This is a genomic window from Streptomyces cinnamoneus (assembly GCF_014650495.1).
Taxonomy (GTDB): domain Bacteria; phylum Actinomycetota; class Actinomycetes; order Streptomycetales; family Streptomycetaceae; genus Streptomyces; species Streptomyces cinnamoneus.
Map to the genome: position 1 here is coordinate 69,848 of NZ_BMVB01000004.1, position 23,166 is coordinate 93,013.

Here is a 23,166-nt window from a genome sequence, read left to right on the forward strand (position 1 = left end):
CTCCTTCGTTCCGTGTCCGCCCCGAGCCTTGCTCAGTGCACGTCCAGCGTGACCGTGAACGAGAAGCGGTCACCGCGGTAGCGGATACGGGCCACGTCGACGGCGTGGCCCGACTCGTCGTAGGTCACGCCCGTGTAGTGCAGGATCGGGCTCAGCAGCGGCACCTGCAGGAGACGGGCCGTCTCCGGGTCCGCCAGGCGCGCCTCGACCGTGTCCGTGATGCGGCTGATCCGCACCCCCACCGCGTCGCGCAGCACCTTCGTCATCGGCCAGCGCGCGAGGTCCGCCACGTCGATGCGCTCGGCCACCTCCGGCCGGACGAGGTTCTCCGCCCAGTTCGTCGGCTCGCCCGACGTCCCGTCGCAGCGCAGCCGCCGGTAGGCGACCGCCTCCTCCATCCCGGGGAAGTGCTCGGCCAGGTCGGCCGGGACGGCGACCGGCCCGTGGTCCAGCACCGCCGTGCGTTCGCCGGACTGCTGCGCGACGATCGTGTCCACCGAGCCGAGCAGCCGCACGGGAGAGCCTCGCCGGGCGCTCGGCTCGATGAAGGTGCCGCGCCGCCGGTGCCGGCTGATCAGCCCCTCCGCCTCCAGCTCCTTCAGCGCCTGCCGCATGGTCAGCACGCTGACGCCGTAGTGCTCGGCGAGGGCCTCCTCGGTGGGCAGGCGCAGCGGGTCGTCCGGACGCCGCCCCAATATGGAGGCGCGCAGCGACTGGGAGACCTGGTACCACAGCGGCAGCTTGCGGTTGAGCGCGAGGGAGTCGGGGGCGAAGGTGGTCACGGTGGCTCCGGCTCCTGCGGCGTCAGCGGTCGAAGTGGCGCTGCAGACCCTGCCACACCGCGTCGTACCCCGTCTGCAGGTGACGGGCCCCCGCCGCCCGTCCGGTGAGGGTCAGCGGCCAGCGCGTCTCGAACATGAAGGCCAGCCCGTCGTCCAGCTTCTGCGGAGCCAGCTCCGCCGCGCTCGCCCGTTCGAAGGTGTCCCGGTCCGGGCCGTGCGCCGACATCATGTTGTGCAGCGAACCGCCGCCCGGCACGAAGCCGCCCTTTCCGGCCGTCTTCGCGTCGTAGGCGCCCTCGATCAGGCCCATGTACTCGCTCATCACGTTCCGGTGGAAGTACGGCGGCCGGAACGTGTCCTCGCCCACCAGCCAGCGCGGGGCGAACACCACGAAGTCGACGCCCGCCAGGCCCGGGGTGTCGGACGGCGAGGTGAGGACCGTGAAGATCGACGGGTCCGGGTGGTCGTAGCTGATCGAGCCGATGACGTTGAAGCGGCGCAGGTCGTAGACGTAGGGGACGTAGTTGCCGTGCCAGGCGACCACGTCCAGCGGCGAGTGGTCGTAGGTCGCCGTCCAGAGGTTGCCGCAGAACTTGTTGACCACCTCGACCGGGCCCTCGACGTCCTCGTGGGCCGCCACCGGAGCCAGGAAGTCCCGGGCGTTCGCCAGACCGTTCGCGCCGATCGGGCCCAGGTCGGGCAGGACGAAGGGCTTGCCGTAGTTCTCGCAGACGTAGCCGCGGGCCTGCTCGTCCAGCAGCTCCACCCGGAAGCGCACGCCGCGCGGGATCAGCGCCACGTGCCCCGGCTCGGCGCGCAGCAGCCCGAATTCGGTGCGCAGCAGCAGCCCGCCGCGCTCCGGCACGATCAGCAGCTCGCCGTCGGCGTCGCTGAACACCCGGCTCATCGAGGCGTTGGCGGCGTACAGGTGCACGGCCATGCCCGTGCGCTGCGCGGCGTCGCCGTTGCCGCCCAGGGTCCACAGGCCGGCCAGGAAGTCGGTGCCCGCGGCGGGCTCCGGCATCGGGTCCCAGCGCAGCCGGTTGGGGTCGGGCACGGTCTCGGTGAAGGGCGCGCCGCGCACGGCGCCGTTGTCGGTCCGGGTGAACGGCGGGTGGGCGGCCGAGGGGCGGATGCGGTACAGCCACGAGCGCAGGTTGTGGGCGCGGGGCTCGGTGAAGGCGGAGCCGCTCAGCTGCTCCGCGTAGAGGCCGAGCGGCGCCCGCTGCGGGGAATTGCGCCCGTGCGGCAGGGCACCGGGCAGAGCCTCGCTGCTGTGCTCGTTGCCGAAGCCGGACAGATACGTCAGCCCCTCGGCCGTCTTCCGCGCCTGCTCGTTGCCGCTACCGCTCATCGCGTGCTCCCGCTGCCGGTGGATTCCTATGGGAGACCGTAGGATTCCCGGCCGGGCGCGTCAATGGATCAGCGGCCGTCGTGTCCGGGACCGCCCGGGAGTCGCCCCACGGACCGGCCAAATCGGCCGGAGCGGGACGCAGTTGCTGGTCAGTTCGTCCTACCGGTGGGTAGGGTCGAGGGCGACCGAGCGCACCGCACCGCGAGGAGAAGACCTGTGATCGCCCACGACGGGATGTACATCGACGGCAGCTGGCGGCCCGCTGCGGGCCGTGACACGACCGAGGTGGTCAACCCGGCCGACGAGCAGGTCATCGGGGTCGTCCCGGCGGGCACCGCCGAGGACGTCGACGCCGCCGTACGGGCCGCCCGTGCGGCCCTGCCGGCCTGGGCCGCCACCCCGCCCGCCCGGCGCGGCGAGTACCTCGCCGCGCTGCGCGACGCGCTCGCCGCCCGGCAGGAGGAGGTGGCCGCCACCGTCACCGCCGAGCTCGGCTCGCCCACCGGCTTCGCCCTGCGCGTCCACGCCGGCGTGCCGGTCGCCGTCGCCGGTTCGTACGCCGAGCTGGCCGCGGAGCACGCGTTCGAGGAGCGCATCGGCAACTCCACCGTCCTGCACGAGCCGGTCGGCGTCGTCGCTGCGATCACCCCCTGGAACTACCCGCTCCACCAGATCGTCGCCAAGGTCGCCCCGGCCCTCGCCGCGGGCTGCACGGTCGTCCTCAAGCCCGCCGAGGACACGCCGCTGACCGCACAGCTCTTCGCCGAGTGCGTGGCGGACGCGGGCTTCCCGGCCGGCGTGTTCAACCTGGTCACCGGCCTGGGCGAGGTCGCCGGCCGGGCACTGGCCGAGCACGGGGGCGTCGACCTCGTCTCCTTCACCGGCTCGACGGCCGTCGGCAGATCCGTCGCCGCGGCCGCGGGCGCGGCGATCAAGCGGGTCGCCCTCGAACTCGGCGGCAAGTCCGCCTGCGTCGTCCTCCCGGGCGCGGACCTCACCCGGGCCGTCACCACCACCGTCGCCGACGTCATGCGCAACGCCGGCCAGTCCTGCAACGCCCTGACGCGGCTGCTGGTCCACGCCGACCACTACGAGGAAGCCGTCCGGATCGCCGCCGGGGCCGTGCAGGACTACGTGCCCGGCGACCCCGCCGACCCCGCCACCCGGCTGGGGCCCCTCGTCAGCGCGGCGCAGCGCGAGCGGGTCACCGGCTACGTCACCCGGGGCATCGAGGAGGGTGCGCGCCTGGTCGTGGGCGGGCCCGGGGCCCCGGAGGGCCGTGAGAAGGGCTACTACGTCCGCCCGACCGTCTTCGCCGACGTCACGCCCGGGATGACCATCGCCCAGGAGGAGATCTTCGGGCCCGTCGTCTGCGTCATGAAGTACGAGGACGAGGAGGAGGCCCTGCGCATCGCCAACGGCACGGTCTACGGGCTGGCCGGCGCGGTGTGGGCGCAGGACGAGGAGCGGGCCGCCGCCTTCGCCCGCCGCATGGACACCGGGCAGGTCGACATCAACGGCGGCCGGTTCAACCTGCTCGCCCCCTTCGGCGGCCACAAGCAGTCGGGGATCGGCCGGGAGCTGGGCGTGCACGGTCTGACCGAGTACCTGCAGACCAAGTCCCTCCAGTTCTGAACCCGGGCCCGCCGGCCCGGTCCACCCCGCCCGCCGTCCGCCGGAGCGCACAGTCCGCACCGGCCCGGAGAGACCTGAGAAAGGGTTCGCCATGGTTCGCGCCGCCGTCCTGCCCGCCGTGGGCGCCCCGCTGGAGATCACCGAGATCGACCTGCCCGCCCCCGGCCCGGGGCAGGTGCGGGTGAGGCTCGCCGCCGCCGGGGTCTGCCACTCCGACCTCTCGCTCTCCAACGGCACCCTGCGCCAGCCGGTCCCGGCCGTGCTCGGCCACGAGGGGTCGGGCACCGTCACCGCCGTGGGCGAGGGCGTGCACGAGGTGGCACCCGGCGACCGGGTCGTCCTCAACTGGGCGCCCTCCTGTCGCTCCTGCCACTTCTGCGGCCTGGACGAGCCCTGGCTGTGCGCCGACGCCGCGACCGGTGCCGGCGCCCCGTACGCCACCCTGCGCCGGGACGGCTCCGCGCTCTACCCGGGCCTGGGCACCGCGGTCTTCGCCGAGGAGACCGTGGTGCGGGCGAGCGCGGTGCTGCCGCTGCCCGACGGCATCCCGCTGGTGGAGGCGGCCCTGCTGGGCTGCGCGGTGCTCACCGGCTACGGCGCGGTGCACCACAGCGCCCGGGTGCGGGCCGGCGAGACGGTGGCGGTCTACGGCGTCGGCGGGGTGGGCCTGTCCGTGCTGCAGGCCGCGCGGATCGCCGGGGCGGCGTCGATCGTGGCGGTGGACGTGTCCCCGGAGAAGGAGGCGCTGGCCCGCGCCGCCGGGGCCACCGCGTTCGTCGTCGCCTCCGAGGACACCGCACGGACGGTCCGGGAGCTGACCGGCGGCCACGGCGTGGACGTGGCCGTCGAGTGCGTCGGCCACGCCGGCACCATTCGCACCGCATGGACCTCCACCCGCCGGGGCGGCCGCACCACCGTCGTCGGCATCGGCGGCCGCGACCAGCAGGTGGCCTTCTCGGCGCTGGAGCTCTTCTACTTCGGCCGCACCCTCAACGGCTGCGTCTACGGCAACAGCGACCCGGCCCGGGACCTGCCCGCCATCGCCGCCCACGTGCGCGCGGGGCGGCTGGACCTGGCGGGCATGGTGACGGCGCGCACGGACCTCGACGGCATCCCGGAGGCGTTCGAGGCGATGCTGGCCGGCCGCGGCGGCCGGGCCCTGGTGGTCTTCCCGGACTAGTCCCGGTGCCACTGCGGGGACGGCAGATGGATCAGTATCAGCACGAAGCCGGCGAGCGTGAAGGTGCGGAGCGCGGCCTGCAGTCCGTTCCACTTGGCCGACTGCCACATGGCGAACCACTCGCCGCCTATGGCGATGAAGCCCAGCCCGAACAGCAGCATGAGCATCAGCAGTCCCACCGTGGTGGCACGCCGGGCCGCGCCGTAGCCGGGGCCGGACCGGCCCAGGCCGCGGACCCACAGCACGGTGGCGGCGATCAGCAGGGCGGCGGCCAGCGTCTCCCATACGATGATGAGCACGTAGGCGGCGTCCTGGACCGCGGGGTCCGTGACGGCCCGCCACATCAGGTCATCGTCCTCGAAGGTCGTGTCCATCGCCAGGACGTGCCGGACGAACTCCTGGTTGGTGCCGAAGTCGGTGATGTTGCCGAAGGCGACGAGGGTGATGTAGACCGCCACCGTGGCGGTCAGCACCGTGGCCGCCACGGGCAGGGTGCGCTCAGCGGTCATGGGGTGATTCCTTCCCCCGGGACCGGAGCCGTACGCCCCCTAAGCGCTTGCTCAGGTTCGGGGTATGGTGTTCGTCCTTCCGACGGCGAGGGGCCCGGAGCGGCCCGGAGAGCGGGGCACGGCATGGGTGCGGAGGCGCAGCGGACCGAGGAGTGGGCCGACGTGACGCCCGACGCCGCACGGAGGCTGCTGACCGCCGCCGTCCAGGCGTTCGCCGAGCGCGGCTATCACGCCACCACCACCCGCGACATCGCCGGCCGCGCCGGCATGAGCCCTGCCGCGCTCTACATCCACTACCGGACCAAGGAAGAGCTCCTCTTCCGCATCAGCAGCGTCGGCCACCGCCTCGCCCTCGACATCCTCCGGCAGGCCCGCGACGGCGCCGGCACCCCCGCCGAGCGGCTCGCCGCCGCCGTCCGCCGCTTCGTGCGCTGGCACGCCGAGCACCACACCACCGCGCGGGTCGTGCAGTACGAGCTCGGCGCGCTCGGCGAGGAGCACTACGCGGAGATCCTCGGCATGCGCCGGGACACCGACGCCGCCGTGCGCGCCATCATCGAGGACGGCGTCGCCGCCGGCGACTTCGACGTCCCCGACGTGCGCGGCACCACCCTCGCCGTGCTCTCCCTGTGCATCGACGTCGCCCGCTGGTTCAACGTCGAGGGCAAGCGCACCCCCGACGAGGTCGGCGAGTTGCACGCCGGGCTGGTGCTGCGCATGGTGGGGTACGACGGCACCCTGCCCACCGGCGTCTGACGTACAGTCTGAGCCGTGCCGCAGATTTCGAACAAAATCCACGAGCTGACCGTCGGACAGCTCTCCGCGCGCAGCGGCGCAGCCGTCTCCGCCCTGCACTTCTACGAGACCAAGGGCCTGATCAGCAGCCGTCGCACGGCCGGCAACCAGCGCCGCTACGACCGTGACGCGCTGCGCCGGGTCGCCTTCATCCGCGCCGCCCAGCGTGTCGGCATCCCGCTCGCCACGATCCGTGACGCGCTCGCCGAACTGCCCGACGAGCGCACCCCCAACCGCGCCGACTGGGCACGGCTGTCCGAGGTCTGGCGGACCGAGCTGGACGAACGGATACGGCAGCTCGGCGCGTTGCGCGACCGCCTGGACGACTGCATCGGCTGCGGCTGTCTGTCGCTGGACAAGTGCGCGCTGTCCAACCCCGACGACCGCTTCGGCGGTATGGGCACCGGCTCGCTGCTGTACGGCCAGCGCACGTCCTGACGGCCGCACACCGCTCCCGCGGCCGGTCACCGGGCGTCCGGCCGCTCCCCGGGGGCGCCCCCGGGGAGCGGCCTCACACCGCCGCGTAGCGCTCGGCGAAGGTGTACCGCCGGGCCGCGGAGAGCGCGGCGGGGGTGAGGACGGGCACGGGCACGACGATGCCGCAGTCCGTGCACACCGGGCCCTGGAGCGGGTAGCGCTCCAGGTCCGTGCGCCACTCGATGCGTTCCTGGGCGCACACGGGGCAGGCATCGCCGGGGGCGGACTCCATGGCTTTGATCATCCGGCGGAGCACGTCCGCGAGGGGAGCGGCCGGCGTCACCTCGGGGGACGCGCACGGCACGATGTCACAGCCGCCCCAGGTGTTGCGGTGCCAGTCGTCGACGGCGCTGGGCTGGCGGATGCCGTCGTGCTTCTCGCGCCGGCGGCGGCCGGCGAACTCCGCTTCGTAGGCCAGCCAGACCTCGCGCGCCTCCTCCAGCTCGGCCAGCGCGGCGATGAGCAGGGCGGGGTCGGGGGAACGGTCGTCGGGGGCGAGGCCGGCGCGGGCGCACAGGTGGCGCCAGGTCGCCCGGTGCCCGTACGGGGCGAAGCGTTCGAGGCATTTGCGCAAGGACGTCCGGCGCAGTGCGATGGTGTTCCGTGGATTGCGGACTTCCCGGGCTAGTGCTCTGAAACCTGCCACTGCATCCCACCTCCGGCGGCGCGGACTCGGATCGACATGGAAGGGACGTATCCCGCCGCCGATCGGATCCATCGGATATCCGGACCCGCGGCAGGGGATACGCGCCGACTTCCGCTCTGCTACCCCCATCGGGCCGACAGATGTGGGCCCGTGCGAAGGTGGCGGATCCTCAGTCCACCGACGGGCGTACGAGCCGCCCGGCCACCAGCACGAGACGGGCGAGCTCGCCGTGGCAGATGTCGCTGTGGGCCCCGGAGGGCGGTCCGCCGTGCCGGACGACGGCCGCGACGTCGACGTTGACGCAGCCGGTCTCCGGCAGCGGGCCCGCCAGGGCCTGCCCGAGCTCCAGCGTTCCGGTGCCGGTCACGGCCTGGACGCCGTCGTGGCCCATCGCGCCCCACCGGGGGTCGCCGAGGCCCAGCGCGGACTGCGTGTCCCCGGACAACCGGGAGGCGAGCGGGTAGAGCACGCTCAGCGCCAGGTCGTGGCGCGAATGGCAGCACACCACGGGCCCGGCGACCCGGCGGTGCAGGTCCTTCAGGACCCCCGAGCGGTCCTGGGCGAAGGGCAGGCGGGGCGCGAAGGCGTAGTGCGAGAAGGCGCCTTGGAGCAGAACGAGGGAGTGCACGCACTGTGCGCGCTCCGGCAGCCCGCGCACGGCAAACGCGACGAGCCGCCCGCCGAAGCTGTGCCCCACCAGGTGCACCCGCAGGCCGGGGGACGCCGCGGCGAGCTCCCCGAGGAGCGGGCCGAGTCCCTGCTGCCCCACCTGGCCCGCGCGTCGCTTCATCTCCCAGTAGGAGCTCTGCCGCAGCAGTTCGAGGGCGCCGCTCCACAGGCGCCCCAGGCTCCCGAAGAGCTCGGCCCGGGCCGAGCCGGGCGGGGCCACGGCGTCGGCGAAGCGCTCGCAGACCGCCTGCGGGTTCTCGGTCAGCATCGCCGGCACCCCGGACGCGCCCGGCTCCGGATCCACGTCGTGGAGAACGGGGTCCTCCGTGCCAGTGGCCGCCCCCGGACCGGGCATCCCCACGAGCCGGCGCACGAGGGAGGCGAACTCCTCCAGTCGTGCGGGCTCCGCGGGCCGCCGCTCGATCAGCTCGGCCAGCCGGTCCAGCAGCGTCTCGCTGCCGGGGAAGGCCGCCGCCAGCGCCTCCAGCGTGCCGGGCTCCAGCGCCGGGCCGTCGCCGGTCAGCGCGGGGCGGAGGTCCGGGAAGTCGGGGACGGGCTCGTCGGTGAAGCGCATCGACGGCCAGATCACCCCGCCGTAGCCCAGGCGCGCGGTGGTGTCGCCGCACTCGGCGAACACGGCGGGGAAGGGGGCGAAGAACCGTCGGTAGAGGCCGGTGGCGAGCGACCGGCTGTTGTTCCAGCCGTGCGCGAAGATCACCAGATCGGTCAGGCCGCGGTCCACCACCCCCCGTATCAGGGCGTCCCGGCCGCCCGGATCCCTGTCCCCCTCGGCGTCGAACATCAGTTCCCAGTACGGCTCCACGCCCACGTCCGCCATGTCGTCCCCCTGTGCCGGTCCCGATGTGCGCGCATCTTCCTGCCGTCAAGAGGGCGTGTCCAGCCTCCCGTCAACCGGTTCACCCGTGCGAGAAGCCCTTTCGCGCGGGCATACCGACTGGTTAGTGTGCCGCTCACGGAAAGGCGGGTGGCGATGACGACCACGACGGCGACGGCCGGCACGACGGAGGGCGGCGGACGGCCCGTACCCCAGCGGCTGATCGCGGCCGCCACCCGGCTCTTCGCCGAGCAGGGCTACGACCGCACGTCCGTCCAGGAGATCGTCCGGGCGGCGGGGGTCACCAAGGGCGCGCTCTACCACTACTTCGGCTCGAAGGACGACCTGCTGCACGAGGTCTACGGGCGCGTCCTGCGCCTGCAGCAGGAGCGGCTCGACGCCTTCGCGGGCGCCGACGCCCCCGTCGAGCAGCGGCTGCGGGACGCAGCCGCCGACGTGGTCGTGACGACCATCGAGAACCTCGACGACACGAAGATCTTCTTCCGGTCGATGCACCAGCTCGGCCCCGAGAAGCTCAAGCAGGTGCGGGCCGAACGGCGCCGCTACCACGAGCGGTTCCGCGCGCTGGTGGAGGAGGGCCAGCGCACGGGCGTCTTCGGCTCGGCGACCCCCGCCGACCTGGTGGTCGACTACCACTTCGGCTCCGTCCACCACCTCGCCAGCTGGTACCGCCCGGACGGCCCGCTCAGCGCCCGGCAGGTCGCCGACCACCTCGCGGACCTCCTCCTGCGGGCCCTGCGGCCCTAGGTCCGTACATGGCGGATCTTCACGGGGGCCGCCCACGGCCTCAGGCGTGGCGTCCCAGCTCCCGCCGGGCCAGCGACCGCTGGTGCACCTCGTCCGGCCCGTCCGCCAGGCGCAGCGTCCGCGCCGCCGCCCACAGCTCCGCCAGCGGGAAGTCCTGGCCCACGCCGCCGGCGCCGTGCAGCTGCACCGCCTTGTCGAGGATGTCCGCCACCGTCCGCGGCGTCGCGATCTTGATGGCCTGGATCTCCGTGTGCGCCCCCCGGTTGCCGACGGTGTCCATCAGCCAGGCCGTCTTGAGCACCAGCAGTCGCAGCTGCTCCACCGCCACCCGCGCATCGGCGATCCACTCCTGCACCACCCCCTGGCGGGCGAGCGGCTTGCCGAAGGCCGTGCGGGCCGCCGCCCGCCGGCACATCAGCTCGATGGCCCGCTCGGCCATGCCGATCAGGCGCATGCAGTGGTGGATCCGGCCGGGGCCGAGCCGGGCCTGGGCGATGGCGAAGCCGCCGCCCTCCTCGCCGACGAGGTGCGTGGCCGGGACGCGGACGCCGTCGAGGACCACCTCGGCGTGGCCGCCGTGGTAGTGGTCCTCGTAGCCGTAGACCCGCATGGCCCGCCGGATCTCCACGCCGGGCGTGTCGCGGGGGACCAGCACCATCGACTGCTGCCGGCGCACGTCGGGCCCGTCCGGGTCGGTCTTGCCCATGACGATGAGGATCCGGCAGTCGGGGTGCAGGGCCCCGGAGATGTACCACTTGCGGCCGGTGATCACGTACTCGTCGCCGTCGCGCTCGATCCGCGTCTGCACGTTGGTGGCGTCCGACGAGGCCACGTCCGGCTCGGTCATGGCGAAGGCCGAGCGGATCTCACCGGCCAGCAGCGGCTCCAGCCACCGCCGGCGCTGCTCCTCGGTGCCGAACTGGGCCAGCAGCTCCATGTTCCCGGTGTCGGGGGCGGCGCAGTTGAGGGCGGTGGGGGCCAGCTGGGGGCTGCGGCCGGTGATCTCGGCCAGCGGCGCGTACTGGAGGTTGGTCAGCCCGGCGCCGTACCGCTCACCGGGGAAGAACAGGTTCCACAGCCCGCGCCGCCGTGCCTCGGCCTTGAGCTCCTCCACCACGGGCGGGACGTCCCAGGGCGAGGCGGCCGCGGCCCGCTGCTCCTCGGCGGCGGCCTCCGCCGGGTACACGTGCTCGTCCATGAAGGCCAGCAGCCGGCCGCGCAGTTCCTCGGTCCGGGCGTCGTAGGCGAAGTCCATGGGTGCTCAGCCTTCCTGCAGGGTGGTGAGTCCGTTGCCGATGAAGAGCGGGACGAGCTCGCCGATGCGGTCGAAGCCCGCGCCCACGGTCTGCCCGAGGGTGTGGCGCAGGTGGATGCCCTCCAGGATCACGGCGAGCTTGAAGTAGGCGAAGGCGGTGTACCAGGGCAGCGCCGAGACGTCGCGGCCGGAGCCGGCCGCGTAGCGCTCGACGAGCTCGGCGGGCGCCGGGTGGCCGGGGGCCGTGCGGGTGGCCGTCAGGGGCGAGCCCGGGACCTCCTGCTGCTCGCTGTACATCACGAGCAGGCCGAGGTCGGTGAGCGGGTCGCCGAGCGTGGACATCTCCCAGTCGAGGACGGCCCGGACGGTGTCGTCGGCGCCGACGAGGACGTTGTCGAGCCGGTAGTCGCCGTGCACGACGGCGGGCGCGGGGGAGGAGGGCAGCGCCGCGCCGAGGGCCCGGTGCAGCTCGTCGATCCCGGCCAGCTCGCGGCTGCGGGACGCCGCCAGCTGCTTGCCCCACCGCCGGAGCTGCCGCTCCAGGAAGCCCTCCGGGCGCCCGAAGTCCCCGAGCCCCACGGCCGCCGGGTCCACGGCGTGCAGCTCCACGAGGGTGTCGACGAGCCCCAGCACCACCTCCCGCGTCCGGCCCGGGCCGAGCGCGGTCAGCTGCTCCGCCGTGCGATAGGGGGTGCCGGGCACGAACTCCATCACGTAGAAGGGCGCCCCGAGCACCTCCTCGTCCTCGCACAGAAGCAGCGCCTGCGGGACCGGCACCGCCGTGTCGCGCAGCGCGCTGATCACCCGGTGCTCGCGGGCCATGTCGTGCGCGGTGGCGAGCACGTGGCCCAGCGGGGGCCGGCGCACCACCCACCGCCCACCGGCGGAGTCCCGCACCGCGTACGTGAGGTTGGAGCGCCCGCCTTCGATCAGATCCGCCTCCAGCGGCCCGGTCACCAGCCCCGGGCGCTCACGCTCCAGGTGGTCGCGCAACCTCTGGGGATCGAGCCCCGGCAGGGGGCCGGCCTTGCTCATCGCGTACTCCTTCACGGGAGTCGGGTTCACGGGAGTCGGGCCGCGCTCGGCGGACGCCCTTCGCCTGCTGACGTGATCATGATGCCGACCAGTCGGTATGCAGTCCAGGGCGCATCCGGCCCCGGCGGCGATCGCAGTTGATCATCTTCTGGTCGCGCGTAGACCGACATCGGGCACGCTTCTCCACAGCGGGCCGACGAGCCGCGCGCACAGCACCGGAAAAAAAGGGAATCACCGGGAAGAGTTCGCAGCGTCTTCGGCTCCTGGCCCTCAGCCTCGTCACCTCGGCGGTGGCGGTGATCGCCGGCCCCGCGGCGGACGCATCGGCGACCGCGGGGCCGCCGCCCCGCGGAGGCCATGAGACGACCCAGCGCCACCTGCCAGCCGAACGGCAACTGGCGCTACTCGATCGGGATGGCCGAGGGCCAGCTGGTGGTCGTCATCGGTCTCGGCAACGGAGGCTGGACCGTCGTCACCGTCTTCTGGAAGGGCGAAAGCGAGTAGCGGCGGGCACACGGCCCCGTCGGACTCAGGCGTGGCAGGCCACGGGCCGCCCGCCGTTCATCTGCGTCATGTCGCCGAGCACGGGCAGCAGGTCGAGCGTCGTGCCCACGGGCCGGCCGTCGAGCTCGGCGTAGGCGCGGTGCAGGTTGGCCACCAGGCGCTCGCTCTCGCGCAGGCCGGCGAACTCGCCCAGGTCGGCCCGGCGGGCGGCCTCCAGCGGGGTGTGACCGGCGGCGCGGGAGGTGCGGGCCAGCTCCTGGACGTAGCGGAGGTAGCGCTCGACGGTGTCGTAGACGCCGGGGTCGGTGACGCGGCCGTGGCCGGGCACCACGGTGTGCGCGTCGAGGCCGCGCAGGACCTCCAGGGCGTGCAGCGAGCCGCTGAGCGAGCCCATCATGACGAAGGGCGTGCCGCCGTTGAAGACGAGGTCGCCGGTGAAGACGATGCCCTGCTGCGGCAGCCAGGCGATCGTGTCGCCGACGGTGTGCGCGGGGCCGGGGTGGATCAGCTGGACCTCGATGTCGCCGACGTGGACGGTGAGCGCGTCGGTGTAGGTGAGGTTGGGTGCGGTGACCTCGATGTCGCCGTACTCCACGGCGGGCCAGGCGAGGTGGAGCTGCAGGCCCGCGGCGAGGGTCTCGCGGCGGCAGTCGGCGTGCCCGATGACCGTGGCCTCGGGGGTGAACACGCAGTTGCCGTAGGTGTGGTCGCCGTGGTGGTGGGTGTTGACCAGCATCGTCGGCAGCGGGGCGCCGCTCGCGGTCACGGCGTCGCGCAGCAGGCGCGCCCGGCGCTCGGTGGCCGCCGTGTCGATCAGCAGTGTGCGGCCGCCGTCGGACACGAAGCCGGCGTTGTTGAGGCACCAGCCGCCGTCGGGCTGGACGTAGGCGTGCACGCCCGGTGCGAGGGTGACGGTGTACGGCTCGGTGTCCGCTGCCTCGCCGGCGGTGCTGAGCGTGGTCATGGATGCCTCCCGTGTCGTCCGCCACGGGGCGGGCCGTTCCGAACGACCGTCAGAATACGGCGGCCGGCGGGCGCGTGGCCTGCAGGGCGGGCGCGTTGCGGCCGGCGGCCGTGGTCAGGCGCGGCGCTCCATGCCGGGGCGGAGCCGCTCCAGGAGCCCGTACAGCACCGTGCGCTCCTCCTCGTCCAGCGCGTCGAGCGCGCTGTGCGTGGCCTGCATCTCGGCGCGCACCCGGCGGATCGTCGCATGGCCCTCCTCGGTGGCCACGACGTTCTTCACCCGGCGGTCGGCGGGGTCGGGCTCGCGGCGGACCAGCCCGCGCGCCTCCAGCCGGTCCACGATGCCGGTGACGTTGGAGGCGTCGCAGACCAGCAGGGTGGCCAGGCCCCGCATCGGGACCGGGCCCTTGAGCTGGGCCAGCAGCTTGGCCTGGACGGAGGTGAGGCCGTGGCGGGCGGCGGCGGCCGCGAAGTCCTGCCACTGTGCGGTGCCGAGCGCGGCCACCAGCTCCAGGAGCTGGGCCTTGGTCGGGGGCTGGGGGTGCGTGCCGGTCATGGGTGAAGTGTACTCAAGAGCTTGATGGCTTAAATCATTAACTTGACTATGTGAACTATTGGGTCCTACCGTGGTCCGAGTTGCTTGACGATCTCAAGCATCCATGTCGTGAAGTAACTCGAAGTGACCCCGAAGGAACCCCTCCCTCCATGACCTCCGCAGCGCCCGCGCCCGCGCCCGCAGAACAGGCCGGCGGCCGGAACGAGACGGTGATCGTCTTCGCCCTGAGCCTGGCCGCCATGGTCGTCTCGATGATGCAGACCCTCGTCGTGCCGATCCTGGGCCTCATCCAGAACGACCTGGAGACCACCTCCGCCGACGTCAGCTGGGTCACCACCGCGACCCTGCTCTCCGCCGCCGTCTTCACCCCGCTGCTCGGCCGCTTCGGCGACCAGCACGGCAAGAAGAAGACCCTGGTCGCCGTCCTCGTCGTGATGGTCGCGGGCTCCGTCCTCGCCGCCGTGACCCACTCACTGCTCTGGCTGATCGTCGGCCGGGTGCTCCAGGGCGCCGCCACCGCGATCTTCCCGCTCGCGCTGTCCGTGCTGCGCGAGGAGGTCCGCCCGGCCAAGCTGCCCGGCGCCATGGCCATGGTCAGCGGCACCCTCGCCTTCGGCAGCGGCCTGGCCCTCGTCGCCACCGGCCTGCTCACCTCCGGCGACGACCCCGACTACCGCAGCGCCTTCTGGCTGGCCACCGGCCTCGCCACGCTGGCCCTGATCGCCGTCGCCGCGCTCGTTCCCGCCACCCGCGAGACCACCGGCGGCCGCACGGACGTCCTGGGCGCCCTCACCCTGGCCGGCACGCTCGTCCTGCTCCTGCTGCCCATCACCCAGGGCCACGAGTGGGGCTGGTCCTCCGCCCGCACGATCGGCTGCTTCGCCGGCGCCGCGGCGATGGCCGCCCTCTGGACGCTGGTCGAGCGCAAGGTCCGCGAGCCGCTGGTCGACATGCGGATGTTCGCCCACCGCCCGGTGCTCTTCGCCAACCTCGCCGGCCTGCTCGTCGGCTTCGGCTCCTTCGCCCTCTTCATCGGCGTCTCGTACCTGGTCCAGATGCCCTCGAAGATCACCGGCTACGGCTTCGACGCCAGCGTCCTGCGGGCCTCGGTCGAGTTCCTGCTGCCCAGCACGATCGTCTCGCTGCTCGCCGCCCCCGTCGGCGGCCAGCTCGTCCGCCACAAGGGCCCCCGCCTGGTCCTGCTGCTCGCCTCGCTCATCGGCACCGTGGGCTTCGTCTGGATCGCTCTGGACCACGAGCACGCCTACGCCGTGATCGCCGCCGGCGTCTTCGTCGGCGCGGCCATCAGCTTCGGCTACGCCGCCATGCCGGCCGTGATCGTCGCGAGCGTGCCGCACCACCAGACCGGCATAGCCAACGGCATCAACTCCATCTCCCGCTCGACCGGCAGCGCCATCGGCAGCGCGATGATCACCACGGTCCTCGCCTCCAAGAGCATCGAGCACCTCCCGCCGGGCGCCCCCAAGCTCCCCGCCGAGAGCCAGTTCACCCTGACCTTCGTCATCGCGGGCACCGCCTTCCTGCTGGTCTCCCTGGTGGCCTGGCTGGGCCTGCGGAAGATCCACGCGCTGCGGGACGCCGCGGTGGCGGCCCGGGGCGTCGCACCCGACGCTGAAACCGCACCCGCCGCACGCTGAACCCGAACACCGCTAGACAAGGAGTCGGCACCATGAAGGCTGTCAGCTACCGCACCTACGGCGGCCCCGAGGTCCTCGAATACGGCGAGGCGCCCAAGCCCAAGGCCGGCCCGGACAGCGTCCTGATCAAGGTCAAGGCGGCCGCCGTCAACCCCGTCGACTGGAAGGCCCAGGCCGGCGGCCTCGACCCCTACCTCGACGCCGTCTTCCCCGTCATCCCCGGCTGGGACGTCTCCGGCGTCGTCGTCGGCCAGGGCCTGGACACCCCCGAGTACCAGGTCGGCGACGAGGTCATCGGCTACGTCCGCGAGGACTTCCTCTCCCGCGGCACCTTCGCCGAGTACGTGGCGGCGCCGGTGCGCACCCTCGCACCGAAGCCCTCGGGCCTCACCTTCGAGGAGGCCGCGGGCATCCCGCTGGCCGGCCTCACCGCCTACCAGGCCCTCAAGGCCGTCCAGGCGGGCAAGGGCGACACCGTGCTGATCCACGCGGCCGCCGGCGGCGTCGGCTCCATGGCCGTCCAGCTCGCCCGCCACATGGGCGCCCGCGTCATCGGCACCGCGAGCGAGCGCAACCACGACTACCTGCGCTCGCTGGGCGCCGAGCCCGTCACCTACGGGGAGGGGCTCGCCGAGCGGGTGCGGGCGCTGGCGCCCAAGGGTGTGACGGCCGTGCTGGACCTGGTCGGCGGCGGGGCCGTCACGACCTCGCCCGACGTGACCGCGACCGGCGCCCGCCTGGTCTCCATCGCCGACCCGGAGGTCGCGGCCCTCGGCGGCCGCCTCCTGTGGGTACGCCCGGACGCCGCCGACCTGACGGAGCTCAGCCGCCTGGCGGAACAGGGCGTCCTCACGGTCGAGGTGGCGGCGGTCTTCCCGCTGGAGAAAACGGCAGACGCCCAACGCCTCAGCGCCGAGGGCCACACCCGCGGCAAGATCGTGGTGACGGTGGCCTGACGGCCGCGACCCTTGCCGCTCCGGGCCCGAGCCCCGGCGCCTTCCGGGGCGGGACCGACACCCCGCTGCCCTTGCGCGGGCCGGCGGAGGCCACGCCCGGGGCCCTGGCCCGGGGCGGGCAGCCGCCCGGGGCCGCCCTCGGCCCAGGGGCCCCCGGTGGCCTGGCGGTCGCGGCCCTTGCGACTCCCGGGCCGCGCCCCGGCGTCCTTCCAGGGCGGGGCGGACGCCCCACCGCTGCCCTTGCCGGGCCGGGGGCCGTGCCCGGGGGCCCCTTCCGGGGCGGGCTCCCGCCCGGGGGCCGCGCCCCGGCGGCTGCCAGGGCCGGGGCCGTGCTCCGCTGCCCCTGGAAGGGCTGCGCCCCAGCCCTTCCAGGGGCGGTGGCCTGACGCCCAGCTGCCCCCTGCCGTACAGGGGCCGCGCCCCGGCGTCCTTCCGGGCCCGGAGCAGACGCCTCACGGCGCCCTGCCGCACAAGGGCGGCGCTGTGCAGCCGATACCGGCCCGGGCGCGCAGGGCTGCGCCTCGCATCCCCTTCGCGTCCGGGACCGCGCCCCGCTGCGCTACCCCGCCCTGGGCCGACTTGCCGGGCCCCGGGCCCGGACGTGCCGCGTCCTCGGGCTCCGGACCAGCTCGGCCGGGGCGGACACCGTCCGCGCTCCCGTCGGCCGGGGGCCGAGGGCCCCGAGGGCGTCAGCCCCGGGAAACGCGCCCCGGACGTGCTGCGGCCCGGACCGACCGGACGCCCCGCCAAGCCAAGCGGACACCGTCCGCCCCGGCGGCCGTCGGCCGAGGACCGGCGGCCCCCCAACGTCAGCCCCGGGAAACGTCGCGCAGTCGGACGAACGCCTCCAGGCCGTCCGGGACCCAGTCCCATTCCGGGAGCCGGGCCTCCAGTTCCTCCTCGGAGAGGAACGCCCACCACGCGACCTCCTCCGCCTGCGGCCTGACCGGCAGGTCGCACCGCACCTCGTAGACCGCCGACCACCACCGGCCCCCCGGCCCCTCGTACAGGAAGCGGAACAGCGGCGTCGGGGCCGGTAGCCCGGTCACGCCCAGTTCTTCCTCCGCCTCGCGCAGCGCCGCCTCGTCGTAGGACTCGCCCGCCCCGACGACGCCGCCCACGAACATGTCGTACCGCGAGGGAAAGACGATCTTGCGGTCCGTGCGCCGGTGCACGAAGGTCCGGCCCCGGGCGTCCCGCGCCCGGACGAACACACAGCGGTGCACGAGCCCTCCGGCATACACCTCCCTGCGCGGAGCCTGCCCCACCACACGGTCGTGCTCGTCGACGACGTCCAGCACCTCGTCCGCCCCGAGCGGCTGCTGATCAGTCATGCGGCCCATCCAACACCAGGCCACCGCCCCCGTGTGGATCATGCGTATCATCAGCCGGATGACGTCCAAGAGCCTGCCCAACAGCCGCCGCGGCACCGCCCCTTCCGCCGCGCCCTGCCGCGTCACCGTGTGCCGCGGCTGCTGCTGCGGCGACCCGGCCAAGGTGCCGGGGGTGGACCACGCGGGACAGATCCCCCGGCTGCGGGAGGCCCTCGGGGGCGCCGCCGTCGTACGGGCGTCGGAGTGCCTGGACGTCTGCGACCAGGCCAACGTGATCGTCGTGCAGCCGTCGGCGGCGGGCCGGGCGGCCGGGGGCCGGCCCGTCTGGCTCGGCCTGGTCAACGACGACGACGCACTGGCGGACATCGCCGCGTGGGTCCGGGCCGGCGGCCCCGGCCTCGCGGAGCCGCCCGGCGTCCTGGACCTCTACGCCTTCACCGTCTCGCGGCGGGTGGGGAAGGCGCTGGACGCCTGAGGCGTCCTCCCCGCCCTCCCCGTTCTCCCGGCCACCGCCCTCACACCGCGCCGTGGCCGCCGCCCGCCTCCCGCGGCAGGTCCAGGGTCGGGTTGCGGTCGAAGAACCCGGTCGGCTTGAGAGTGAAGCCGGTGGGCTCCACGGGCATCACCGGCCACTCCTCCAGGCGCGGCAGATGCGTGGGCCCGAAGGTGTGCCAGACGGTCAGCTCGGTGTTCTCCAGCGACTCGCCCCCCGCCGTCCACTGCGGCAGCCCCGCCCCGCCGGGATGCTGGTTGGGGTGGTCGCCCGCCGGGTAACGCCGCTCGGCCCGGTGCCGGGTGACCCACAGGTGCCTGGTGCCGTACGCCATGCGCTCGGCCACCGGCGAGCCGGGCTGCGCCAGCACCACCGGCCCCGGCTGGGGGACCAGCGTGTACGCGACGGGCCGGCCCATGCGGTTGTGCGAGCCGGGGTTGGTGATCCGCCAGCGCCGGCCCGCCAGGGGATCGGCCAGCCGCCCGCCGTCCGCGCTGTCGGCGACGACGGTCGTCCGCGTGGTGAAGGCGTTGCCGCCCGGATTGTCCGGCCCGGCCGGCACGGGGACGACGTCCACCTCCTCGACGGTGTTGGCGAGCCCGTCGACGGCCACGTCGAGCCGTACGCAGAACAGGTGCTGGTGGTACGGCGCGAGGAGCCCCGGCGCGACCTCCGTGCCGTGCGGGGAACCGGCGCCCGGCTCCACGGCCGAGGTCTGCACGATGCCGGTGGACTTGGCCTCGAAGGCCATGGCGCCGTCCTGGTGGAAGTACCAGTAGAAGCCGTAGTCGTAGTTCCCGACCGTGGCGATGTAGGAGACGACCAGGCGGCGGGCCCGCCGGCTCTCGGCCGCATTGCCGTTGAAGATGTCGGTGTGCTTCCAGAGCAGGCCGTAGTCCTCCTCGTGGATGCAGATGGCGTTGGGCAGCGTCTGCGGGTCGCCGTGGTCGTCGGCGACGACGGCGTCGAGGTAGCGGATCTCGCCGAGGCAGTCGCAGCCGAGCCGGAGGGCGTTGGCGTTGCGGCCCAGGGAGTACTCGCCGGCGTCGAGGAACGCCACCCAGTTGCGGGACTCCTCGGCCTCGCCGTAGGCCACCGCCATCTCGGCCAGGGAGGCGCGGTGCAGCACGGGCCGGTCCCGTCCGCCGTCCCGGTAGGCGATGCGGTGCAGCACCAGGCCCTCGCGCGCATTGAAATCGACGCGGAAGCTCCAGTTCTGCCAGCGGAGCAGGGGCCCGTCCAGCCGGAAGGACGGCCCCTCGGGCTGGGTGATCTCCAGCGGCCGCAGGTCCGTGCGCGGCGGCCCGTTGAACTCCGCCTCGTACCGCCCGCACTCCGCGGGCACGGGCACCGCGCCGGTGTCGGTGATGCGCACCACGCGCCCCTCGATGACGTCGACGTCGGCCACCAGCCCGCCCACCGGGTGCGCCCAGGCGTTGTCGGTGGCGTCGCAGCGCAGCCACGTCAGGCAGCGCAGCAGCCGGCGGCCCGGCCGCTCGACGACGGTGCTGCCCGCCGCCAGCGGCGCGCAGATCGCCAGGTCCGTGTCCTCGATCCCGCGCTCGGCCATGGCCTTGCGCCAGCCCGGGTCGGCCTTCACGATCGCCTCGACGACCGGGTACTCCTCGAACATCACCTGCGGCTGTCCCTCGGCGGCCACGTCCAGCTCCCGCCAGGAGAGCAGCAGGCCGCCGGTGACGTCGACGAGCGCCTCGGCGGCGGCGCCGGTCGCGGTGTCGAGGAGGGTGATCCGCAGCCGGCGCACGAACGGTTCGCCCGGCCGGTGGGCGGCGGCCGCGTGCCGGTCCGGCTCGTCGAGGAGCACCAGCGGGAAGCGGGTGGTGGCGGTGAGCCTGCCCGCCTCGTCCAGCACGCGCCGGGCGGCGGCGATCTCGGCGGCGCTCAGCGGGTCGAGCGGGTGCGCCGGTGCGGCCGCCGGCGCCGGGGAAGCAGGGGCGTCGGGGGAGGCAGGGGCGTCAGGGGAGTTGGGGGAGGGCGGGTGACAGCACGTCATGAGGAAACCTTTCCTTGGGTCGTGGGGCCGTGGGGGCGGGCGGGGCCACCGGCCGTGCCGGCCGCCGCCTGGGCGGCCTCCTCCAGCCGGAACGCCTCGTTCCCGAGCCCGATGCGGGCGTGCACCTCGGGCCGTACGGCCTTGAGCGCCAGCCCGTAGCCGAGGCCCAGCACGACGGCCGCGCCGACGATGCCGGGCAGGATCCAGCGGAGCGCCGAGCCGGGGTCGGCGCCGAGCAGGACGTCGAAGTCCTTGACCGCGTAGCCGACGATGACCAGCAGGATCAGCCCGGCCGCCCCGGCGGCCACCAGGCGCGGGGCCTGCGCGCGGGCGGCACCGCGCCGGACGAAGAAGACGATGACGGCGGCGCTGGCGGTGGCCATGAGGAGGATCACGCCGAGCGCGCCCACGTTGCCCATCCAGGTGAACAGCCGCTGCACGGGCGCCGTCGGGTCGCCGTGCGGACCGTCGTCGGTGACCGCGAAGACGGCGACGGCCAGCAGGGAGACCGCGCTCTGCAGCAGCGAGCCGTAGGCGGGCGCGCCGCTGGCCCGGGAGGTCCGGCCGAGGGCGGCGGGCAGCAGGCCCTCGCGGCCCATGGCGAAGGCGTAGCGGGCGACGACGTTGTGGAAGCTGAGCATCGCGGCGAACATGCCGGTCACGTAGAAGAGGTGCATGACATCGGTGAACGCGGCGCCGAACCGGTCCTCGGAGAGGGCGAAGAGCAGGTTCGGGCCCTCGTCCCCCGCCAGCCCGGTGATCCGTGAGGGCCCGGCGGCCACGCTCAGCGCCCAGGAGGCGAGGGCGAAGAACAGGGCGACGAAGCCGACGGCGAGGAACGTGACGCGGGCGACCGCCACCTGGGGGCGGCTGGTCTCCTCGGCGTAGACGGCGGCCTGTTCGAAGCCGACGAAGGAGGCGATGGTGAACGACAGCGCGGTGCCCAGGCCGGCGCCGGTGAGGGTCTGGGGGTCGAAGGAGTGCAGCGAGACCCCGTCCGGGCCGGGGCTGCCGACGGCGGCGACGTCGAAGGCGACGACCATGGCGCACTCGACGAGCAGCAGGACCCCCAGCACCTTGGCGTTGAGGTCTATCTTGAGCCAGCCGAGCGCCCCGACGACCGCCACGGCGGCGAGCGCGGGCACCCACCAGCCGAGGCGCACGCCGAGGTGCTCGTCGAGGAGCCCGGAGAGCTCGAAGCCGAAGATGCCGTAGATCGCGAACTGCATGGCGCTGTAGGCGACGAGGGCGACGACGGAGGCGGCGGCGCCCGCCGTGCCGCCGAGGCCGCGGGCGATGTAGGCGTAGAAGGCCCCGGCGTTGTGGACGTGCCGGCTCATCTCGGCGTAGCCGAGGCTGAAGAGGGTGAGCACGGCGCCGAGGATGACGAAGAGCAGGGGCTGGCCGACGATGCCCATGGTCCCGTAGGTGGTGGGCATCACCCCGGCCGTGACCATGAGCGGGGCGCTGGCGGCGACGACGGACAGCAGCAGTCCTGCCACTCCTATGCGGTCGGCGCGCAGGCGTCTTCCCTGGCCCTTGAACGTGCTGATCTCGCTCGTGGTGCCCGTCGGCATGGCGGGGCCGTCCTTCCCGTGGGGGTGAGCGGGCGGGTGGTCGGTGCGGTGGTGCGGGGCGGTGCGGGACGCCCCGGGGGAGCGTCGGCGGTGGTTCAGGAGGTGCCGAGCGCGGCACGCCGTGCGGCCCGGAACGCCTTCCTGGGGTCCCGGTACGGATAGGACCAGGGGGCGTGCGTGGCGTGCGGCCCGATGCGGGTCAGCAGGGCGGCCGCCTCGGCCAGCCGGCCCTCGTGCAACTTGGCGTGGGCCAGGTAGTTGAGGTCGACCTTGCGCCGGGGATGGGCGGCGCCGGCCGCATCCGCCGCCTCGGCCGCGTCCGCCGTGTCCTCGTCGACGTCCCATTCGAGCCACCAGTCGAACGCGGCCTTCATCACCTGGCGGGCCCGGCGGGTGGACCAGTGCCCCGAGCGGGCGGGGTCGGCCGGTTCGAGCCCCGCGCGGGCGAGGACGCGGTACCGCTCGGCGTGCGCGACGACGGGGAGCACGGCCAGCGGGGAGTCGGCGGGGGCCTGCTCGGCCGCCCAGGAGGCGAAGTCGTAGACCTCGTGCAACGGGTCGTCGCGGTCGCCCTCCTGGTGCTCGGCCAGGCAGGCGGCCATCAGGTGGTGGGCGTGGTGGTGGTCCCGGTGCCGGGCGCGCACCTGGTCGAAGGCGCGGACGCGCTCGTCGGCGGTGCCGGTGCGGTGGGCGAGCATGAGGATGCCGAGCCAGGGGGTGGGGTCGCGGGGGGCGAGCCGCGCGGCGGTCAGGCACAGCCCACGGGCGGTGTCCGGGGCGTCCTTGCCGCTCACGGCGCGGAAGACGGTGGCGCAGGCCAGCAGCGCGGCGGCGTCGGGGCTGCCGGGCTCGGCGAGCTGCCACTCACGGGCCCAGGTGGCGCTGGTGGGGCCCTCGGAGAGGACGACGAGGCGGTGGCCTCGGCGGTCCCAGTCGTCGCCGGTACGGGCGAGGAGGAGCCGGGCGTCCGCCCAGCGGCCCCGGGCGAGCGCGTCGCGGACGGTGGCGAGTTCGGTGTCGTCCAGGGCGGGGTCGAAGGCCGGCCCGTCCTTGTTCCGGGGGCGGCCCAAGGGGGGCGGGGGCGTCATCTGCGGGCTTCCTCCACGGCGATACGTCCCCTCCGGACGCCGACGGGGGCGTCCGTGCGCGTGTGTGCTCGATCACGCACAGC

Annotated in this window: 22 protein-coding genes; 9 read left to right on the top strand and 13 right to left on the bottom strand. The window is 74.1% G+C overall.

What is annotated here, in order from left to right:
• Window positions 1-32 precede the first annotated feature (32 nt).
• Window positions 33-782: a GntR family transcriptional regulator gene (locus IE182_RS07300; protein WP_190108844.1), complete on the bottom strand. Its 750-nt coding sequence runs from the start codon at window positions 780-782 to the stop codon at window positions 33-35.
• A 22-nt stretch (window positions 783-804) separates the two neighbouring features.
• Complete coding sequence (gene hmgA / locus IE182_RS07305) at window positions 805-2,136, bottom strand: homogentisate 1,2-dioxygenase (RefSeq protein ID WP_190108845.1); 1,332 nt, start codon at window positions 2,134-2,136, stop codon at window positions 805-807.
• A 216-nt stretch (window positions 2,137-2,352) separates the two neighbouring features.
• On the opposite strand from hmgA, the gene IE182_RS07310 reads away from it, so the two are divergent.
• Complete coding sequence (locus IE182_RS07310) at window positions 2,353-3,771, top strand: aldehyde dehydrogenase family protein (RefSeq protein WP_190108846.1); 1,419 nt, start codon at window positions 2,353-2,355, stop codon at window positions 3,769-3,771.
• Between the two features lie 91 nt (window positions 3,772-3,862).
• Window positions 3,863-4,951 (top strand): zinc-binding dehydrogenase, encoded by a 1,089-nt coding sequence (locus IE182_RS07315; RefSeq protein ID WP_190108847.1) that lies wholly within the window; start codon window positions 3,863-3,865, stop codon window positions 4,949-4,951.
• Here the strand turns inward: IE182_RS07315 and IE182_RS07320 are convergent.
• Window positions 4,948-5,460 (bottom strand): DUF2165 domain-containing protein, encoded by a 513-nt coding sequence (locus tag IE182_RS07320; RefSeq protein WP_190108848.1) that lies wholly within the window; start codon window positions 5,458-5,460, stop codon window positions 4,948-4,950. The genes IE182_RS07315 and IE182_RS07320 overlap by 4 nt on opposite strands.
• A 123-nt stretch (window positions 5,461-5,583) precedes the next feature.
• Here IE182_RS07320 and IE182_RS07325 point away from each other — a divergent pair, with 123 nt between their 5' ends.
• Window positions 5,584-6,216: a TetR/AcrR family transcriptional regulator gene (locus tag IE182_RS07325; RefSeq protein ID WP_190108849.1), complete on the top strand. Its 633-nt coding sequence runs from the start codon at window positions 5,584-5,586 to the stop codon at window positions 6,214-6,216.
• 15 nt (window positions 6,217-6,231) lie between these two features.
• Window positions 6,232-6,693, top strand: coding sequence for a redox-sensitive transcriptional activator SoxR (gene soxR / locus IE182_RS07330; RefSeq protein WP_190108850.1), 462 nt, complete (start codon window positions 6,232-6,234; stop codon window positions 6,691-6,693).
• 73 nt (window positions 6,694-6,766) lie between these two features.
• On the opposite strand, the gene IE182_RS07335 is transcribed toward soxR, so the two are convergent.
• Together IE182_RS07335 and IE182_RS07340 are read right to left on the bottom strand one after the other, a co-directional pair.
• Window positions 6,767-7,378, bottom strand: a complete 612-nt coding sequence (locus tag IE182_RS07335; RefSeq protein WP_190108851.1) for a hypothetical protein — start codon at window positions 7,376-7,378, stop codon at window positions 6,767-6,769.
• A 169-nt stretch (window positions 7,379-7,547) separates the two neighbouring features.
• Entirely contained in the window at window positions 7,548-8,885 is a 1,338-nt protein-coding gene (locus tag IE182_RS07340) for an alpha/beta fold hydrolase (RefSeq protein ID WP_190108852.1), read from the bottom strand.
• A 153-nt stretch (window positions 8,886-9,038) separates the two neighbouring features.
• Between IE182_RS07340 and IE182_RS07345 the strand changes: the two genes are divergently transcribed.
• Complete coding sequence (locus tag IE182_RS07345) at window positions 9,039-9,650, top strand: TetR/AcrR family transcriptional regulator (RefSeq protein ID WP_190108853.1); 612 nt, start codon at window positions 9,039-9,041, stop codon at window positions 9,648-9,650.
• A gap of 40 nt (window positions 9,651-9,690) precedes the next feature.
• Here the strand turns inward: IE182_RS07345 and IE182_RS07350 are convergent, their stop codons facing one another.
• Both IE182_RS07350 and IE182_RS07355 read right to left on the bottom strand, forming a co-directional pair.
• Window positions 9,691-10,905: an acyl-CoA dehydrogenase family protein gene (locus IE182_RS07350; protein ID WP_190108854.1), complete on the bottom strand. Its 1,215-nt coding sequence runs from the start codon at window positions 10,903-10,905 to the stop codon at window positions 9,691-9,693.
• A 6-nt stretch (window positions 10,906-10,911) separates the two neighbouring features.
• Complete coding sequence (locus IE182_RS07355) at window positions 10,912-11,940, bottom strand: phosphotransferase family protein (protein ID WP_190108855.1); 1,029 nt, start codon at window positions 11,938-11,940, stop codon at window positions 10,912-10,914.
• Window positions 11,941-12,297: 357 nt separating this feature from the next.
• On the opposite strand from IE182_RS07355, the gene IE182_RS07360 reads away from it, so the two are divergent.
• Window positions 12,298-12,444, top strand: a complete 147-nt coding sequence (locus IE182_RS07360) for a hypothetical protein (protein ID WP_190108856.1) — start codon at window positions 12,298-12,300, stop codon at window positions 12,442-12,444.
• A gap of 25 nt (window positions 12,445-12,469) precedes the next feature.
• Here IE182_RS07360 and IE182_RS07365 read toward each other — a convergent pair whose 3' ends face one another.
• A complete protein-coding gene (locus IE182_RS07365) occupies window positions 12,470-13,408 on the bottom strand; it encodes an MBL fold metallo-hydrolase (protein WP_190108857.1) in 939 nt (312 codons plus the stop codon).
• Between the two features lie 114 nt (window positions 13,409-13,522).
• A complete protein-coding gene (locus IE182_RS07370; RefSeq protein WP_190108858.1) occupies window positions 13,523-13,963 on the bottom strand; it encodes a MarR family winged helix-turn-helix transcriptional regulator in 441 nt (146 codons plus the stop codon).
• 149 nt (window positions 13,964-14,112) lie between these two features.
• On the opposite strand from IE182_RS07370, the gene IE182_RS07375 reads away from it, so the two are divergent.
• Both IE182_RS07375 and IE182_RS07380 read left to right on the top strand, forming a co-directional pair.
• Window positions 14,113-15,621, top strand: coding sequence for an MFS transporter (locus IE182_RS07375; RefSeq protein ID WP_190108859.1), 1,509 nt, complete (start codon window positions 14,113-14,115; stop codon window positions 15,619-15,621).
• A 32-nt stretch (window positions 15,622-15,653) separates the two neighbouring features.
• Window positions 15,654-16,577, top strand: coding sequence for an NADP-dependent oxidoreductase (locus tag IE182_RS07380; protein WP_190108860.1), 924 nt, complete (start codon window positions 15,654-15,656; stop codon window positions 16,575-16,577).
• An 809-nt stretch (window positions 16,578-17,386) separates the two neighbouring features.
• Here the strand turns inward: IE182_RS07380 and IE182_RS07385 are convergent.
• On the bottom strand, window positions 17,387-17,911 hold the full coding sequence (locus tag IE182_RS07385) for an NUDIX domain-containing protein (protein ID WP_190108861.1): 525 nt from the start codon (window positions 17,909-17,911) through the stop codon (window positions 17,387-17,389).
• A 58-nt stretch (window positions 17,912-17,969) separates the two neighbouring features.
• Between IE182_RS07385 and IE182_RS07390 the strand changes: the two genes are divergently transcribed.
• Window positions 17,970-18,386: a (2Fe-2S) ferredoxin domain-containing protein gene (locus tag IE182_RS07390; RefSeq protein WP_190108862.1), complete on the top strand. Its 417-nt coding sequence runs from the start codon at window positions 17,970-17,972 to the stop codon at window positions 18,384-18,386.
• Between the two features lie 40 nt (window positions 18,387-18,426).
• On the opposite strand, the gene IE182_RS07395 is transcribed toward IE182_RS07390, so the two are convergent.
• From IE182_RS07395 to IE182_RS07405, 3 genes are all read right to left on the bottom strand, one after another.
• The gene (locus IE182_RS07395; protein ID WP_190108863.1) at window positions 18,427-20,418 is read right to left on the bottom strand and encodes a primary-amine oxidase; all 1,992 of its coding nucleotides are present in this window, start codon (window positions 20,416-20,418) and stop codon (window positions 18,427-18,429) included.
• Window positions 20,415-21,995 (bottom strand): APC family permease, encoded by a 1,581-nt coding sequence (locus IE182_RS07400; RefSeq protein WP_190108864.1) that lies wholly within the window; start codon window positions 21,993-21,995, stop codon window positions 20,415-20,417. Before IE182_RS07400 ends, IE182_RS07395 begins: the two co-directional genes overlap by 4 nt.
• 95 nt (window positions 21,996-22,090) lie before the next feature.
• A complete protein-coding gene (locus IE182_RS07405) occupies window positions 22,091-23,083 on the bottom strand; it encodes a hypothetical protein (RefSeq protein WP_190108865.1) in 993 nt (330 codons plus the stop codon).
• Between the last annotated feature and the right edge of the window lie 83 nt (window positions 23,084-23,166).